This window comes from Desulfosediminicola flagellatus (assembly GCF_005116655.2).
Lineage (GTDB): Bacteria > Desulfobacterota > Desulfobulbia > Desulfobulbales > Desulfocapsaceae > Desulfopila > Desulfopila flagellata.
In genome coordinates this window covers 4,290,611-4,307,791 of sequence record NZ_CP050698.1, presented here as the reverse complement: position 1 = coordinate 4,307,791, position 17,181 = coordinate 4,290,611, and the positions used below count along the sequence as shown (strand labels likewise).

At 45.3% G+C, this 17,181-nt stretch carries 14 protein-coding genes and 2 tRNA genes; 8 read left to right on the top strand and 8 right to left on the bottom strand.

The window, feature by feature from the left end; all coding sequences use genetic code 11:
* The first annotated feature begins 108 nt into the window (after window positions 1-108).
* Window positions 109-507: a RapZ C-terminal domain-containing protein gene (locus FCL46_RS17765; RefSeq protein WP_136810472.1), complete on the top strand. Its 399-nt coding sequence runs from the start codon at window positions 109-111 to the stop codon at window positions 505-507.
* Between the two features lie 28 nt (window positions 508-535).
* On the opposite strand, the gene FCL46_RS17760 is transcribed toward FCL46_RS17765, so the two are convergent.
* Window positions 536-817 (bottom strand): hypothetical protein, encoded by a 282-nt coding sequence (locus tag FCL46_RS17760; protein ID WP_136810471.1) that lies wholly within the window; start codon window positions 815-817, stop codon window positions 536-538.
* A gap of 749 nt (window positions 818-1,566) precedes the next feature.
* Between FCL46_RS17760 and FCL46_RS17755 the strand changes: the two genes are divergently transcribed.
* Window positions 1,567-2,013 carry a periplasmic heavy metal sensor gene (locus tag FCL46_RS17755; RefSeq protein ID WP_136810470.1) on the top strand — a complete coding sequence of 149 codons (447 nt, stop codon included), beginning with the start codon at window positions 1,567-1,569 and terminating at the stop codon, window positions 2,011-2,013.
* A 116-nt stretch (window positions 2,014-2,129) separates the two neighbouring features.
* Here FCL46_RS17755 and FCL46_RS17750 read toward each other — a convergent pair whose 3' ends face one another.
* On the bottom strand, window positions 2,130-3,317 hold the full coding sequence (locus FCL46_RS17750) for an aldo/keto reductase (protein WP_136810469.1): 1,188 nt from the start codon (window positions 3,315-3,317) through the stop codon (window positions 2,130-2,132).
* Window positions 3,318-3,440: 123 nt separating this feature from the next.
* Here FCL46_RS17750 and gloB point away from each other — a divergent pair, with 123 nt between their 5' ends.
* The 5 genes from gloB (at window position 3,441) to FCL46_RS17725 (ending at window position 8,031) form a co-directional block, all read left to right on the top strand.
* Complete coding sequence (gene gloB, locus FCL46_RS17745) at window positions 3,441-4,208, top strand: hydroxyacylglutathione hydrolase (RefSeq protein ID WP_136810468.1); 768 nt, start codon at window positions 3,441-3,443, stop codon at window positions 4,206-4,208.
* A 503-nt stretch (window positions 4,209-4,711) separates the two neighbouring features.
* Window positions 4,712-5,674, top strand: a complete 963-nt coding sequence (locus FCL46_RS17740) for an ABC transporter substrate-binding protein (protein WP_136810467.1) — start codon at window positions 4,712-4,714, stop codon at window positions 5,672-5,674.
* A 25-nt stretch (window positions 5,675-5,699) separates the two neighbouring features.
* Entirely contained in the window at window positions 5,700-6,587 is an 888-nt protein-coding gene (locus tag FCL46_RS17735) for an ABC transporter permease (protein WP_136810466.1), read from the top strand.
* The gene (locus FCL46_RS17730; protein WP_136810465.1) at window positions 6,584-7,378 is read left to right on the top strand and encodes an ABC transporter ATP-binding protein; all 795 of its coding nucleotides are present in this window, start codon (window positions 6,584-6,586) and stop codon (window positions 7,376-7,378) included. Before FCL46_RS17735 ends, FCL46_RS17730 begins: the two co-directional genes overlap by 4 nt.
* A gap of 188 nt (window positions 7,379-7,566) precedes the next feature.
* Window positions 7,567-8,031, top strand: coding sequence for a YehS family protein (locus tag FCL46_RS17725; protein ID WP_136810464.1), 465 nt, complete (start codon window positions 7,567-7,569; stop codon window positions 8,029-8,031).
* Window positions 8,032-8,140: 109 nt separating this feature from the next.
* On the opposite strand, the gene FCL46_RS17720 is transcribed toward FCL46_RS17725, so the two are convergent.
* The 3 genes from FCL46_RS17720 to FCL46_RS17710 all read right to left on the bottom strand — a co-directional run bounded on the left by FCL46_RS17720 (window position 8,141) and on the right by FCL46_RS17710 (window position 11,008).
* Entirely contained in the window at window positions 8,141-9,766 is a 1,626-nt protein-coding gene (locus FCL46_RS17720; RefSeq protein WP_136810516.1) for a SulP family inorganic anion transporter, read from the bottom strand.
* Window positions 9,767-10,130: 364 nt separating this feature from the next.
* A tRNA-Gly gene (locus tag FCL46_RS17715) sits at window positions 10,131-10,205 on the bottom strand.
* 728 nt (window positions 10,206-10,933) lie between these two features.
* Window positions 10,934-11,008, bottom strand: a tRNA-Gly gene (locus tag FCL46_RS17710).
* Between the two features lie 508 nt (window positions 11,009-11,516).
* Here FCL46_RS17710 and FCL46_RS17705 point away from each other — a divergent pair.
* Window positions 11,517-12,980 (top strand): GEGP motif-containing diheme protein, encoded by a 1,464-nt coding sequence (locus tag FCL46_RS17705; protein ID WP_136810463.1) that lies wholly within the window; start codon window positions 11,517-11,519, stop codon window positions 12,978-12,980.
* 95 nt (window positions 12,981-13,075) lie between these two features.
* Here FCL46_RS17705 and FCL46_RS17700 read toward each other — a convergent pair whose 3' ends face one another.
* The 3 genes from FCL46_RS17700 to xylA all read right to left on the bottom strand — a co-directional run bounded on the left by FCL46_RS17700 (window position 13,076) and on the right by xylA (window position 17,152).
* Window positions 13,076-14,113 (bottom strand): aldose epimerase family protein, encoded by a 1,038-nt coding sequence (locus FCL46_RS17700; RefSeq protein WP_136810462.1) that lies wholly within the window; start codon window positions 14,111-14,113, stop codon window positions 13,076-13,078.
* Window positions 14,114-14,131: 18 nt separating this feature from the next.
* Window positions 14,132-15,634, bottom strand: a complete 1,503-nt coding sequence (xylB, locus tag FCL46_RS17695) for a xylulokinase (protein ID WP_136810461.1) — start codon at window positions 15,632-15,634, stop codon at window positions 14,132-14,134.
* Window positions 15,635-15,841: 207 nt separating this feature from the next.
* Complete coding sequence (gene xylA, locus FCL46_RS17690) at window positions 15,842-17,152, bottom strand: xylose isomerase (protein WP_136810460.1); 1,311 nt, start codon at window positions 17,150-17,152, stop codon at window positions 15,842-15,844.
* Between the last annotated feature and the right edge of the window lie 29 nt (window positions 17,153-17,181).

The following is a 17,181-nucleotide window of genomic DNA, read 5'->3' as shown; positions in this document are numbered from 1 at the left end:
TGAGGATAATTTTTCGAGTTTAACGAAGATATGGGTGGAAAGGGCATTGTCGGACAGCCTCCTAATATTGAATAGAGGCATCACCCCTAAACATAAAAAGGTTTAAAAATGACTACAGCTGATATAGAAGAGCCGTTTAAGGTTAATGTCTTCTCATTCGGTTTCAAATATGGCAGCCCTGAGGATGTAACTATTATGCTCGATGTCCGATTTCTCCCAAACCCCTATTGGGAGGAAGGAATGCGTCATTTGACAGGGCTTGAAAGCGCTGTGGCGGATTATGTTCTCAAGAGTACGAGTGGTAAGGAGTTTATGGAGAGGCTTATTCCGTTATTCACTTTTTTAGTAGAGCAGAATAAAGCAGTTGGCAAATCTGAAATGCGGATTGGTGTCGGCTGCACAGGTGGCCATCATCGCTCTGTTGCTGTTGTTGAAAAGCTCAGTTCCTTACTGGATGATACCAGTGTTAGTCTGACCACCTACCATCGGGATCTTGGAAAGGAATAATTTTGTTCTCCCGGCAGTATTGTAGATGTTATGGCAAGCTTACTGCTCCAAGAGTGATAATGCTCAGGATTGCCAGCAATACGACGCTGCAGATAAATACTGTTCCCAGTAGCATATATACAATGCACCTGAAAGAAAGACGGGTAATCAGTATAATAGATCCTCGAATAAGGTGATAGGTAATACTGATACATGTAAAGAGTAGAGCGATACACCAGGTTGCCAATGTGATGATGGTCCCGGTGAGTAACCGCAGGGACATCTGCCCTATTTCAATACCTGCATGTATTGGCATACGAATATAGTTCATGCTGCACATCTCTGTAATGTAAGAGTTATCCCGTCTAGATATCCGGGTCAGGTTCTGATCTTCCAGCTTGTTAAATACATTGCAAATTCTAAACCATAACGTGATTATCAGATGATGTTATGGTGTTTTTGGCCTGTGTTTCCTCTCTAATAACTTGATATGTTATTGAATATTCGTTTAGAAAATCGCGGGTTCCTTGCTCTTTTTCACAATGTAATGCCAGCTATCCTGTCTTCAGTTTGATTGTTTCAAGCCGGTTATGTGTCATTTCTCACACACTAGGAGGGGGGGAGAGAATGATCTTCCGTCTCATATCGTCGTTATGCTGGAGAAATAATTACCGCAATATTAGACATATGGCCGAGCTTGTTTTCCAGCATGTCTAATCTGAGACGAAATATTTATTCTTGGACGGCCTCCTGGATATATGACGTTTTTACCAGTTCAGGGAAATCGAGACGCTGGAGGCGGTCATTCTTTAAAGCTGAAAATCGGGGTGGCGGTAAAATGTATCCAGCAGGGTTGGTGTTCCTGGGTAAAATCTATACACATTGGTGAAATGTTCGTCGTTGTGTGTTTGTTATGGAATGTTTAAAGTAACAATATATCAGTACTTTACTGTTGTTCTTTGAAGGGTGGCACGTCCTTTGCTATAAAACTTACAAGTAAAGCAGTCAAGCTCAGTGACAAGGCAGAAGTAATTACCCCAGCCTGTCATAGATAGATAAAAACAGATAAGGAGTCCTCAAATGAAAAAGAAAATTATAGCATTGGTTCTGGTATCAGGTCTGGCAATTTCCACAGTGGCATCAGCAAACTGGGGTCGTGGTGGTGGCGGTTACAACTGCGGTACCTGCATTCAGGGACAGGCTTACCAGCAGGTAGATCCGGCAATTCAGACAAAAATTGATAACTTCTTTACCGATACTCAGGCTATTCGAAGGGATATGGCTGTTAAGCAGGCTGAGAAAATGGCTTTGATGCGGGCTACTAATCCTGATCCTGCGGCTCTCTCACAAGTAACAGGTGAGTTATTTGACCTGCGTGCAACCATGCAGGCAAAGGCAAAAGAAGCCGGTGTTGATAAGTATATCGGTCCAATGGGCGGTCGCGGACCTGGTGGTATGGGTTTTAATGGTAAAGGTGGCGGCCCTCGTGGCGGTGGCCGTATGATGATGCAGAATTACCAGCAGTAAAGAAGTAAAGAAGTAAAGCAGTACAACGTACAATTGTAGTCTCCTCTTCTCCTCCCTTCCCCTCCCGGCGCTTCCCCCTGTGCCGGGAGGGGATTTTTTTTTATGAAATATTTGGGTTACAGTGATTCACTCGTATTGGTCAGCAATTTGTGAAAATCATGGAGTTCACTGAGCAGTTCACCGGTTATGGCCGGATATTTCTTGTGTATTTCGCTAAAATCTACCAGATCTATTGCCGCACTATTATTCCCCTGTACCCATTCACTTCCTGAACTGAGCATATTGTAGCGGGTTTTTGCATATTCATGTAAATGCCATCCCTTGACGAGATTTGCGAACCAGTTTATCAGTTGTAGGTTTATGGTACCAGGACACTGTCCCCATGGTGGCAATTCATTCCAGTTCCCTTCAGGACGCCTGAAACCGGTAGCTATTTCCATCTGATTTTCCAGCTTTGTGACAATAGCAGATATTTTTTCATGGCACTCAGGTGCCATCAGAATATCGAGTGCTTTCAGATGTTCGTCAAAATCTGAGAGTTGAGCTGCACCGACACTGATGCTGGAAACACCTGGTTGGCTGAGGCAATAGGTGTCATTAAATAGAATTGGTGAGAGGGGGGCGCATAGATCTTCCATTATGGCTGGCGGGTTATAGAGCATCCCGCCTTTATCGGTAGGACTAATAATATATACTCCAAGATCCCGTTCAGTAGCGCGCTCAATTGCAGGCCGGTTTATATCATAAATGTAATACCAGTGAAGGTTGACAAAGTCGAAGCCGCCATTCTCCGTATGGTTAATGGCTTCAAGGATAACATCAACCGGTCCATGGCCGGAAAATCCGATATGCTGGACTTTACCTTCTTTTTGCAATCTGCGGGCAGCCTCAAGGCAACCACCTTTTCGACAACTGTGCCAGAGGCTTTTGTAGTCATTGATTCCATGGATAGCCAGCAGCTCAACACTATCCTGCTGCAGGCGTGCAAGTGATTCTTGAAATTTCCGAACGAAAATCTGGGGGTCAGGATGTGGAGCTACTTTTGTCTGGAGTGTAATTTTACTGCGGTCAATATTTTGCAGAACAACACCCATCTGTCTTTCTGACGAGCCATAGGCATGCGCGGTTTCCATATGGTTTATACCATAGGAAAGGGCTGTTTGAAGTAAGTCTTCCAGAGTGAGGTTTGAACCTGAAGGGATTTCAGAAAGCGGTGTATCATCCCAGTTGTGCATTGAGCGCATGCAACCGAAGCTGATTACGGGAATTTGTAATTCTGTTTTACCAAAACGGCGATATATCATTGGTGAATCCTTGTCGAAACAGCAGAGGTTGTTTACACTTTTACCTGTCGCTTATACACTGTATGGTCCTTTACAGGACAGAGCTATTGTCAGTTTTAATCAGCTATAGAGAAGAGTCATTGTATGAAAATTATTCCTATCCCATGTGCATTTGATAATTTTGCCTACCTGCTGATCTGCGAAAGCACATCTCAGGCCGCGGTAATAGATCCAACAGAAGCGTATCCTGTCTGGCGTGAGGTAGAGGCAGCAGGAGTACAACTTACATCAGTTTTATGTACCCATCATCACCAGGACCATATCAGCGGACTTGGTGATCTGATTGCTGAGCAACCTGATTTGCAGGTATATGGTTTTGCTGCTGATAAAAACCGTATTTCCGGTATGACCCATCCGCTTGCTGATGGAGATCTGGTTCTCATCGGTGAACTGCAGGGAAAGGTAATACATACTCCCGGACATACAACAGGCAGTGTCTGTTACCATGTTAATTCTGCACTTTTTACAGGTGATACTGTTTTTGGTGGTGGATGCGGGCGTCTTTTCGAGGGAACTGCTGCAGAAATGTTTGTTTCAATTAACGAGCGAATAGGTCTATTGCCCGATACAACCAGCTTCTATTTCGGCCATGAATACACTGAGCACAATCTACTCTTTGCAGCTCAGCTTGAACCTGAAAATTCAGCAATACGAGCACGGCTTGAAAAGGTGAGAAGAATAAAGACTGATGGTGGACACAGTTCTCCATCCACGCTGGCAGAAGAGCGGGCTACAAATCCTTTTTTTCGCAGTGGTGAAAAGGATATTAGAAAGAACTTTATTACCGTCGGATTGGGAGCAGATGATGCACAGATTTTCGCTCTGGTGCGTGAGGCGAGAAATTCGTTCTAATTGGGTTCAACGATTTAGCGAAATCTTATTAAAGATAAACGGTTAGGCGATCACCACTTGCGGGCAGGTTGACAGAATCGTTACCGGTTGCATCGCAATCACGTTTTCTCAATGCTGCCAACGTTTCCGATTTCCTGACTGAATCTTCCTGTCCCGATATGTTACGGAGCCTGTTTGCCCAGCTATTTCATAAGGAAAAGCAACATTGACCTGTGGCCTATAATAGGCTAGATGTTTGTCGTTGGAAATATGTGATTTGGTAAGTGGCGGCTGCTTTGTCATTATTGCCGGATTCTAGTGAGTAACATAGATAGTGCCCGACCGAAAATCGCCAATTTTTCCAATTTCTTCGTAGGTCTCAAATTTTAATCCTCAAAATACGTAATGTATTAATTCGGTTAAAATTATCGCCCACTTTGAACTTGAAAAATTGCAGGTTGTCGTTCTGGCCCTAGGAGGCTGTCCTGGATAGTCACCCCGTTTTTATCCAAAAGGAGATAACTATGAAACGAATCGTAATTGCAGCCATAATGCTTGTGGGTATGGTTGTGCAGAGTGTATCAGCTCAATCGTATACTATTTCAGTAAACCAGTTCGTTGAGCATCCTGCACTCGATGCTGTTTTGAAAGGCTTTCAGGATTACCTCAAAGATAACAATGTCGAGGTAAAATATAATGTACACAATGCCCAGGCGAATATGGGAACCGCAACCCAGATTGCCAAACAGATGATCGGTGAAAACCCTGATATGCTAATGGCAATTGCTACCCCGTCCGCTCAGGCTGTAGCTCAGGCAAACTCTAAAGCGCCGGAAGATATGAAACGTCCTTTCCTCTTTACCGCAGTAACTGATCCGGTTGCAGCAGGTCTTGTAAAAGATATCGTTAAGCCGGGCGGAATGACCACTGGTGTTTCCGATCTCCTGCCACTTGATAAGCACATCGAGATGGTAACCACCTATATGCCTAATCTTAAAAAACTTGGTCTTCTGTACAATGCCGGCGAGGCAAACTCCAAGGCTAATGTTATGGGAATTAAGGCACTTGGTGAGAAGATGGGTTTTGAGGTGGTAGAAGCTACAGCTTCCAAAACCGCTGATGTCTATCAGGCTGCCAAGAGTCTTGTGGGTCGTGTTGATGCGGTTTTTATTCCTACTGATAACACCATCATCTCTGCACTTGAGTCTGTTCTAAAGGTTGGCGTTCAGGCACAGATGCCGATCTTTGCAGCTGATGTTGATTCTGTTAAGCGTGGCGCCATTGCTGCAATGGGATTTGATTACTACAAACACGGTTACCAGACAGGTGCGGTTGCCCAGAGAATTATCAACGGTGAAAAACCTGCTGATATTTCTGTAGAGTTCCAGAAAGATCTCCAGCTTCATATCAATACAAAATATTCTAAGATGATGGGCGTTGCCGCTCCTGCCGAGCTTCTTGAAAAAGCTACCAAGATCTACGAATAAGCGGGACGGTAATAGGTAATTCGTTATGACATTATATGCAGCGCTTGGTGCCGTAGAGCAGGGACTTGTCTACGGTATCATGGTAATCGGGGTGTATCTGACCTTTAGAATTCTCGATTTTCCTGATCTTACAGTTGATGGCAGCCTGCCGCTGGGAGCTTCGATTTCAGCGGTGGCCATCACCAGTGGTATGAATCCTTTTCTTTCGCTTTTGCTTGCTCTTCTGGGTGGCTTTATTGCCGGGGCAATTACAGCTATCCTGAATACAAAGTTTAAGATCCTGCATCTGCTTGCATCGATCCTGACGATGATTGCGTTGTATTCAATCAATATACGTATCATGTCCGGGCCGAATGTGGCGCTGCTGGGGGTTGATACGGTTTTTGATTCGGTGATTAATATCGGGGTTCCCGCACAATATGCTGGAATCCTTGTGTTTGGTGCGTTTGCGCTCTCTGTGGTTGCGTTTATTGTCTGGTTTCTGAGTACCGAAATCGGCCAGGCGGTGCTGGCAACCGGTGATAACCCGCAGATGATCACCAGTCTTGGTGTCAATACTCATCACATAATCATTCTTGGTGTTGGCATGTCCAATGCCTTGGTGGCGCTTTCAGGAGCACTTGTCGCTCAGAATCAGGGCGCGGCTGATGTCGGTATGGGAATTGGTACTATCGTGGCGGGTCTGGCCTCTGTCATTATTGGTGAGACAGTATTTGGTGACAAGTCGATTACGCGGGCATTTATTGCTGCACTGCTTGGTTCTGTTCTATATCGTCTGGCAATTGCTTTGGCCCTTGGCATGGAATTCGGTTCATTCAGATTCAATCCGAGTGATCTTAACCTGATTACCGCTGTGCTGGTTATCTGTGCTCTGATCGCCCCAAATATCAAGAAGAGAGTTGTCGAGCGGTGATTACTTTAAAGAACATAATAAAATACTTCCACAAAGGGAGTGTGAATGAGGTGTTCGCCCTCAACGACATCAGTCTCCAGATTGACGAGGGCGATTTTATTACGGTCATCGGATCTAACGGTGCGGGTAAATCCACGTTGTTAAACTGTATTGCGGGTTCGTTTTTTCCTGATTCAGGTTCTATCCGTATCAATAATTGCGATGTAACAGCCTGGCCGGAATATAAACGGGCGAAGTTTATATCGAGAGTCTTTCAGGACCCGCTGCTTGGAACCTGTCCGTCAGCGACAATTCAGCAGAATATGGCGCTGGCTATCCGCCGTGGTAAAAAACGGGGATTAGCACCTGGGGTGAAGGCTAAAGATAAAGAGATCTTCAGGGAGAAGCTCAAACATCTGGGCCTGGGTCTTGAAGAGCGTGTTATGGATATAGTAGGTCTCTTATCCGGTGGGCAGCGGCAGGCACTGACCATGTTAATGGCTACAATGCTTAAACCTGAAGTTCTGTTGCTGGATGAACATATTGCCGCCCTTGATCCTAAAACAGCAACACAGATACTGAACCTTACCCGCGATATCGTACGTGAGCAGAATTTGACAACGCTGATGATAACTCACAATATGAAACATGCCATTGCCTTTGGCAACAGGCTGATCATGCTGCATCAGGGGAAGATCATTCTAGATCTTAAAGGAAAAGAAAAAGAGAACCTGACAGTTGAAGATCTGCTTACTCAGTTTTATAAGTCACAGGGTGAAGAGTTGGCAAACGATTCATTATTGCTTGGCTGATTGCTTTTCAAAGCTCTGAGGTTTACTCCCCGTTATCCGTATCGAGCATTTCTCATACGGGAAACGGGGATTTTTTTTAGAATCGTGATTACCTGATTAATTAAACCCTTCCGGTGACGAACTCTGTATAATGTATAATCGGAATGGACATGAGCACGGATAACACAAGATAATTTCCGGAGAACTGAGTGGATAATAACGACATACTGCGACGCATACGCTTCATCTTTAATCTCAACGACACCAAGATGATGAGCATTTTTGCCTCAACTGGCTACAAGGCGACACGTGCGCAGATAAGTGACTGGTTAAAAAAAGACGACGATCCGGCATTTAAAAAGTGCAACGACAGTCAGCTGGCAATTTTTCTAAACGGCTTTATCAATGAGAGGCGGGGGAAGAAAGAGGGAGCCCAACCTGAACCTGAGAATCGTCTGAACAACAATCTCATTTTCAGAAAACTGCGAATAGCCTTAAACCTCAAAGATGAAGATATTCTACAACTTCTTGAAATGGCAGATTTTCAGATGAGCAAGCCTGAGCTCAGCGCATTTTTTAGAAAGGTTGGCCATAAGCATTACCGGCCTTGTAAAGATCAGGTCTTGCGGAATTTCCTGCAAGGGTTGCAGGAGAAGCACAGGAAGAAGAGTTGATTCTGAAATAGCCTGATTGACAGTATATGAATTGTGTTTTGCACAAAACAGAAAAACCCGTCACAACATAACGCTGTGACGGGTTTTCTTTTTTAGTACGGAGTCTTTATCAATCGAGGGCATCTACCGCCAAATGCCATTCAAGATCTTCAACAACACTCAGTTCGACAATATTTTCAGCTTTGCCAAGGAGCATACGGCTTTCTTTACTGAGGTTTAATAAATGGAGTTTCTTGCCATTCTGGCTGTATCTATCTGTGACATTTTTCAACGCCTCGAGGCCAGAGTGGTCCCAGACACGTGATTGAGCAAAATCGATAACCACATGCTCCTGATCATTCTTGAAATCAAAGATTCCCTTAAATGAAGTGATAGATCCAAAGAACAATGGACCTTTAAGTTTGTAGATCGTTTGTTCTTCCTCTTCACGTTTATCAGCGCGCATTTCCTTGCCATGCTGCCAGGCAAAGACCAAGGCAGAAACAACAATTCCAACCAGTACGGCAATTGCCAAATCGGCAAAGACGGTAACGGCTGATACAATGACGATAACGAGTAAATCGGAAGCCGGGATTTTATTCGCCAGTCGCAGACTTGACCACTCAAAGGTACCGATAACGACGAGAAACATTACGCCAACAAGTGCCGCAAGAGGAATTTGCTCAATAAATTTTGCACCCACAACAACAAAGCCGAGCAGGCAGATTGCAGAGGTAAACCCTGATAGTCTGCTGCGTCCACCACCGCGAATGTTGATCATACTCTGACCAATCATTGCGCAGCCGCCCATGCCGCCAAAGAATCCGTTAACCATGTTGGCAATGCCTTGGCCAATACATTCCTTATTACCTTTACCGCGTGTTTCAGTTAATTCGTCGATCAGTGTCAGTGTCATTAGTGACTCAATCAGGCCGACTGCAGCTGCAAGAAAAGCATATGGCAGGATGAATTTGAACGCCTCAAAGGTCAAAGGGATATGAGGTAGACTAAATGTGGGCAATCCTGCTGCAATAGTTGTAATTGTCGGGTTGCCATCCTGGACAAAATCAAGAACTGTTCGAACCATGCCCGGGTTGAAATGATTGATAGCCGCACCGATAAGGGAAATGGTTACAATGCCGACAAGTGTTGCCGGCACTCCACGCGTCAGTTTCGGGATAAAAATACCGATGGCCATGGTGAGAGCGATCAAGCTGACCATTATAGCAAGAGGTAGCGGATCGAGCAGTTTTCCACCGACAGTGAACTGCTCGAGCTGTGACATAAAAATAATGATAGCAAGTCCGTTCACAAACCCCAACATTACGGGGTGGGGAACCAATCTGATGAATTTACCCAATTTAAGTAATCCGCAGACAATTTGAATAAGCCCCATAAGGATAACTGCAGCAAACAGGTAGCCCAGAGCACTTTCAAGGATCATGTCTGAACTCAGGCCTGAAGTTTGCCCGGCTTCAACAACTTTTGCCACAAGAGGGGCAAAGATTACTGCAACTGCACCGGTAGCCCCTGAGATCATTCCCGGACGTCCACCAATAATTGAAGTGATAAGGCCCATCATGAAGGCAGCGTAAAGACCTACCTTTGGGTCAACACCAGCGACAAAAGCGAAAGCGATAGCTTCAGGTACGAGGGCGAGTGATACTGTTAAACCGGAAAGAATGTCGTTCTTTAAATTCTTGTGTCGCTTAATTCTCAACGAGACAAATTTGTTTCTCGCAGAGCTAAGCTCCATTGTGCGTTTTGTTTGTTGCAAAGCTTGTGATCCTTCTTGTTTTGATGCGTCTCGAATTAATAGTGCATACGGTTGGACGCAATTGCGGGCGAACGGGTATAGAGTTCCTGCTATAATTGTTGAATATTACGAATATCTATTGAGACATTTGGGCGCGGTGATGTACTTCCTGGTTACCTGAATTCCGAAAAGTCACAATGAACTGTACTCCACTTGACCATTTTGGACGGGTGGCGTGAAAATTTACTGCGCAGTGCTGTCGATGTCTTCAATTATGCAGATTGTTACGGCAGGTTGAATCTACTTGCAGATACTCTTGGCGAAAAAAAAAGCGACCCTGAATTCAGGGTCGCTTTTTTATATATGGAGCGGGAAACGAGATTCGAACTCGCGACGTCAACCTTGGCAAGGTTGCACTCTACCACTGAGTTATTCCCGCGATGTTGTGCTGCTGTGGGACGAGTATTTACCAAACCCCGGAATTGAAGTCAACACTTCTTTTGAATGTTTTGTTGTTGTAGAGGTGCAGCTACTTTCTGGCATAACAGGTGTCGGGGCAATCGCGAACACGTTGGGATGCAGTTGGATATTCGTTTACTTTGAGTGATAATCAATACTCAGGACAAAATGTTAGTCGATATGGCCATTGTTACGATCTTTTTGAAGGCTGAGGTGGTGCAGTTGGAGAAAGTGATTTGTTGTCAATTTTCTTGAAATTCAAGCGACAGGTTGAAGGACATCGTATCACGTCGGGTGGAAAATGTACTATATGTCTATCTTTTCTTCGAATAGTAAAATAAGTAGATTAATTTGGCATCTTGGTCAATTTTGATCAAGACGTAGTCATTTCTTTTTTTTCTGCCTTGTCCTAAATCTGTCACGTCCACGAATGTTAGAGAGTGCCTGAGTTCTCCTGAATGGGCTGCAAACTATATTGAGACCACTGAACTGATAAAACAGCTCAGTCTCCAATTAAAAGTAGTATTTACTGATGCAGGTGAAGAAGTGGTCACAATTAAATTGTTCTGATAATGAGGTTCTGTGTTACCTGCGAGCTGGTCTGGTCAACGTAGAAAAACTGAAATAGTTGGTTTGACCATCTCCGCTGTAGGTCGATTGGGCAAAAAAAAAAGCGATCCTGAAATTCAGGATCGCTTTTTTCGTATATGGAGCGGGAAACGAGATTCGAACTCGCGACGTCAACCTTGGCAAGGTTGCACTCTACCACTGAGTTATTCCCGCGATGTTGTGCTGCTGTGGGACGAGTATTTACCAAACCCCGATATTGAAGTCAACACTTCTTTTGGTCGTATATTTCATTTAATTACCACGTGATTTGGATGTTTTTGTAATTGCGAAGAAATTGATTTTTAAAAAAATAAGTATCCTGGAAACGGTTGGATAGGCTATGGATTGTCATTGGATATAAACGATAAAACTGTAGTTGCGATACTTTTCGCAGTTACGGTGTTTTAAGTTTATCCGACTGGTATTTAAACGCGGTTGAGTAATGACTTGTCAACTTTGAGGCATGAACATAATTTTTAGATGAAGCAGGTGTGAAAGGGTCTATTTCTGATGTTTGGCTGTTCATTCTGGTTGGCTATGGTCATATTTTTCCTAAATTTTTATCGAAATTGACATCGTAAGCTATACACACTATTTCTGGCTCTTATGCTTGTCAGGCCTGGCGGGCATTCGACGTGAATACAGGCGTATAGCTTTTTTCGACTCAAACTAAGGGGAGATTATGAAAAAGATTGTGATGTTGGTCATGTTGTTTTTTCAGGTGTTGTTGGTGTCCGCATATGGTGCATATCACCACGGTGGTGATACGGATTCAGATATTGCTCTACAAGCGTATCCTGCAATAGAAGGAACTAAACTTGATAGTTGTGCCCTTTGCCATACTGGTGGAGAATATGAAAAAAAACCGGGAGTAGTTGTTGAACTCGGGAGTTGTCAGTGGTGTCATTATTCCTATGGTTATAACGGGGAAGGAGATATTGCCAGCACAATGAATGAGTATGGTGAGGAATATAGTATTCATGGCAAAAATCTTAACGCGTTTGCTGAAATCGATCAGCTTGACTCAGATCAGGACGGCTTCTCAAACGCAGAAGAAATCGGAGCACTGCGCTACCCTGGTAATGAAAACGATGACCCGACAAAGGTACCCGCACCATTTCGAGTAGTCTCAATGGACGAATTGGCGAATTTGGTACCCCATACCCAGTTTATGTTGATGAACACCCATAAATCCGGCGATTTTTATGCGGAGTATACCGGCGTCACTCTTGCGGATCTGCTTGATGACAGTGGAGTCCTCGACTCTGCCACAGGGCTTACAGCCTTTGCACCTGATGGGTTTGCTCAATATCACCCCATGGAGCCTGACGAAGATCCTTTGCTGTACCATATTTATGGAGAGTATCCGGAGGCCATTTTCTATTATGACACGGAGGCGAATGAGAGCCTCACTGAATATGGCTGGTGCGATTATTCATCGCCTGCTTCAGCAGGTTGGACTGCAGGAGAAGGTATTCAGGTAGACAATGGTTTGCAGGTACTCATTGCCTATGCGCGGGATTGGGTTTTTCTTGAGCAGGGTCACCTGACTGAATCAAACAAGCTTGATGGGGAAGGGCCGTTCAGAGTTGTGCCGCCGCAGAAGTTGCCGGGACCTCCGGATCAGAGTGTGAAGTCTGATAATCAGGATGTTATCTGGCCGTTTGATGATGATGCCGATCATAACGCGGGCTTTTCAAGTCGTTCCGCCACAATCCTTCGTGTTGAGCCGTTGCCGGAAGGTACTACTGATGTTGACACCCTTGAGGCTGGCTGGAACTATGTTGATGAAGGAAAAATCCTGATTTATGGTGCTATTGACCCATATAACACAATAATGGCAAAACTTGATGAACTACAACAGGCAGTAGGCGAAATGCCCACATCCGATTTTAAATTTCTGCCTGTCAAGCGTATTATTACGAAGCATGTGAACATCATGAAATACCATTTGCAGTCCGGGCGTAAACGGCCTGTGGAAAGATATCTCGACAAGCTTGCAGCAAAGGTTGATGGCTGTGTGGAAAGTGGTGAGCCGGATAAGAATGACTGGTTGGTAGAGTGCCAGAGCCAGGTTGCAGTGTACTGGGCTCTGCATGAGTTGAACGTGCTGATGACTATCGAGAAACAAATCAGCTTCGATTGATGAGAAATGCGGTTTAGAGCATCAGGTTATCCAACTGATGCTCTAACTGTAAAATGAGAGGTATACGGTCAAAAAGGGTTCAGTCTGACGGCCTTTTAATCAATTTCAAAGGCATATACGGTCTTGTGTGTATATTCTTCACCGGGGCGAACAAGCGGTGACGGGAATCCAGGTTGATTAATGGCATCCGGGAAATGCTGGGTTTCCAGGCAGAGCCCGGCGCATTGCGAATATTCGGTGCTTCCTTTGCCGAGCATCGGTCTGCTGCCCAGGTGGTTGCCATCGTAAAATTGGAGCGCGGGTTTAGTGGTGAAAACTTTCATGCTGCGTAATGAAACCGGGTCTGAAAGAATTGCAGCAGGAGTTATCAGATCTGAATCCTGATTAAGTACATAGTTGATGTCAAATCCGTTTCCTGTTGCCCGTTGTTTCGGACCAAGCTGCTGACTTTCACGGAGGTCGTAGGGTGTACCTGTAACGTCTCGTATCTCACCTGTTGGAATAAGATCGGGACCTACCGGGGTAATCGAATCGGCGTTGACATAGAGCTCATGCTCGCATATATCCCCGGAGTTATGTCCCCTGAGATTGAAGTAACTGTGCTGGGCGAGGCTTACAATGGTTGTTTTATCCGTGGTCGCGGATATCTCAAACGAGAGGGCATTTTCTGTGGTTAAGCGATACACCACAGTAACATCAAGGTTGCCTGGGTAGCCGCATTCCATATTAGGGGAAAGGCGATGTAGTCTGAGACAAAGATCGCCATTCTCTGTATATGACTCGCTTTGCCAATAATGTCGGTGAAATCCCATCAGTCCGCCATGAATATGATGTGGCGGTTCGTTGATGTCGAGCTGGTAGGTGAGGGCATTCAGTTTGAATCTGCCGAATCGTATTCGGTTGGCAAATCTGCCGACAATTGTACCGACAAAGGCTATGTCGTTTAGATAGCCTTCAAGAGAGTCAAATCCTAGAACAACATCCGCGATGTCGTACTTTCCCGGGACGTGCATCTGGTTGATGATGCCGCCGTAATCAAGAATTTTGACAACCATATCGTTGCCGTTGTCAAGAGTGTATTCTGAAATGGTATTTTCCTGAATAGTTCCAAACTTAACTTTCTCGATTGGCATGGCGTTATATTATATTTGTCAGCTAGTTAATGGTCTGAGCTGTTGCTCCAGTCTGAGGTATTTTTCGTATTGTGCACCATACACTGTTGTGCGTGATAAATCAGGCACTTTTCTACTGTTTGGATCAAGAATTACATAACTGTCACATATGTTATTGATAGTTACGTCTCCTTCATGGGCGTTGCAGTAACACCACATAGCCTGTAATGCTGCTCCTAGCGCACCTGCTTCTGTGGTTACCGGAGATATTACCTCCATGTTAAAAATATCTGCGACCATCTGGCACCAGATATCACTTTTTGCTCCTCCGCCGACAAGTCTGATCTCACCCGGTTGCATGCCATTTCGTTCAAGTACCTCTACTCCGTAGCGAAGGCCCAGAGTAACACCTTCCATGGCGGCGCGGCAGATATTGGTGGGTGTTGTGTTAGTGGTGGTCATGCCGTGCAGGCTTGCTGTTGCTTCAGGCAGGGCAGGCGTGCGTTCGCCATTGAAAAATGGGAGCAACACTATTCCGCCACTTCCAGGTTCTGAAGCTGAGACAGCGTTGTTGAAATCATCAAGCGAGAGCTGAAAAAGGTTACGAACAAGCTCTGTTGCTACGGTTACGTTCATTGTGCAGACCAGTGGCAGCCATCCGCCACTGCTCGAACAGAAAGCAGCAAGTTCGCCTTGCGGGTCAATAACCGGAGAATCGCTATAACCGTAAATTGTACCGGATGTGCCAAGACTGGCGGTGATGATTCCTTCACGTACATTGCCTGTACCTATGGCGGCGATCATATTGTCACCGCCACCTGAGGCAATAAGCACATCCTGAGGCATGCCAAATTTTTCAGCCAGTTCAGGTCGGATTGTTCCACATGGCTGCACAGCTTCACGAAGAGGAGGCAGGCATTGGCTGAGGTCACGGTCCGGATCAATTGCCTGCAAGGCCTCTGTTGACCACTTTCTGCTGTGTACATCGTAAAAGGCAGTGCCAGAAGCATCGCCATGTTCGGCCCAGCATTCACCACTTAACCAGAAGTTCAGGTAATCGTGGGGCAGGAGGATAGTTGCGAGTTTTGCGTAATTCTCCGGTTCGTTTTCTTTTAGCCAGAGGATTTTCGATGCCGTAAATCCGGCAGCAACGGCATTGCCGATACGCTCGATGGTGGTTTTCTCACCACCCAGTCTCTTGGTGATTGAGTGACACTGCGCAACGGTTTCTGTATCGCACCAGAGTTTTGCTGCGCGGATGACCTTGCCGTCCTGGTCAAGCGGTACAAATCCATGTTGCTGTCCCGAGACACTGATAGCACATATCTCTTTAGTATTTACCGATTTTAATGCTTCGGAGAGTGCAGATTCAAGTGCGGTGATCCAGGTTTGAGGGTCCTGTTCTCGTCCACCCCTGTTGTTTTCAATGAGGGAGTGCGGGCTGCTGGATTCAGACAGTACTCTTCCGAGTTGACGACTGAAAACGATAACCTTGCAACCCTGGGTCCCTGAATCGATACCTATATATAATTGATCTTTCATCCTGTACTCTCCGCAATTAATTGCTCAACGGTAACTACCCCCAGGGCACCAAATCTCTTCGGAGTCTTCGCTGACCTCCGCGATCAGTCTGGTTTACGTATGACATAGGCTTCACCAGTCTGGTTGCGAAAATCTCCGGCACCCTGTAACTAGCTACAAATACCAAGGTTTGTAAGGTCAAGTCGCTTACCCTGTAGGTAGTTACGATTAACGAATATAGCTGTTGAACAGATTTTCCAGATACTCCTGCTTGCCGCTTTGCATCTTCGGTTCCCCATTTTCACGAACCCATTTGTCCAGGCTGTCAAAATCCGCTTCGCCACTAACAATTGATTGACCAATTTCTGATGAGTAACTGCTGTATCTGTTACTTAGCACTTCGTTAATTTTGCCGTCTTCAATGATATCTGAGGCAATAAGCAGGCCGCGTGCGAAGGTGTCCATGCCGCCGATATGCGCATAAAAAAGATCTTCTACATCTGTGGAGCCCCTGCGTAATTTGGCGTCAAAGTTAAGCCCGCCTTTGCCGATACCGCCATGTTGTAAAAGAACCAGCATTGCCTGAGTGGTATCATAGAGATCTGTCGGGAATTGATCAGTGTCCCAGCCGAGGAGCAAGTCGCCTCTGTTAACATCTATCGAACCAAGTTTTCCGGCTGATGCTGCAACTGTAAGCTCGTGGGCGAAGGTGTGGCCGGCGAGTGTTGCATGGTTTGCTTCGATGTTGAGCTTGAAATGATCAATGAGTTCGTAACTACGTAGAAAATTCAATACAGTTGCGGCATCAAAATCGTACTGATGTTTGGTAGGCTCTTTAGGTTTTGGTTCAATCAGAAACTGGCCGGTAAAGCCAATTTTCTTGGCATAATCAACCGCCATGTGAAAGAATTTCGCCATATTTTCCTGTTCTTGTTGCATGTCTGTGTTGAGCAGGGTCTCGTATCCTTCCCTGCCGCCCCAGAATACATAGCCTTCACCACCAAGCTGTTTGGTTGCATCCATGGCGTGTTTTACCTGGGCCGCGGCATAGGCAAAAACATGGGCGTCCGGGTTGGTTGACGCGCCATGGGTGAAACGTGGATTGCTGAATAGGTTTGCAGTACCCCAGAGCAGTTTTACTCCGGTTTCTTTCTGGAGGTCATCGGCAAGGTTGACGATTTCTTCTAAGTTTTTGCAGGATTCAGCAAATGTCTCACCTTCCGGAGCAATATCTCTGTCGTGGAAACAGTAATATTCCATCCCAAGTTTCTGGCAAAATTCAAAGGCAGCATGCATAGTTGATTTTGCGCGGCTCATTGGATCTGAATCGCCACTCCATGACCTGGAATGGACAGCAGAGCCAAAAATATCCTGGCCTGTTCCTAAAAACGTATGCCAGCAGGAAACAGCAAAGCGTAAATGTTCAGCCATGGTTTTTCCAGCTACAACCCTGGTTGCGTCATAGTATTTAAAGCTGAGTGGGTTGGTGGAATCTGAGCCTTCATATTTGATGATCGGTATGTTGTTAAAATGTGTCATTGTTTCTCCAGAGTGGGGTTGAAACGCTA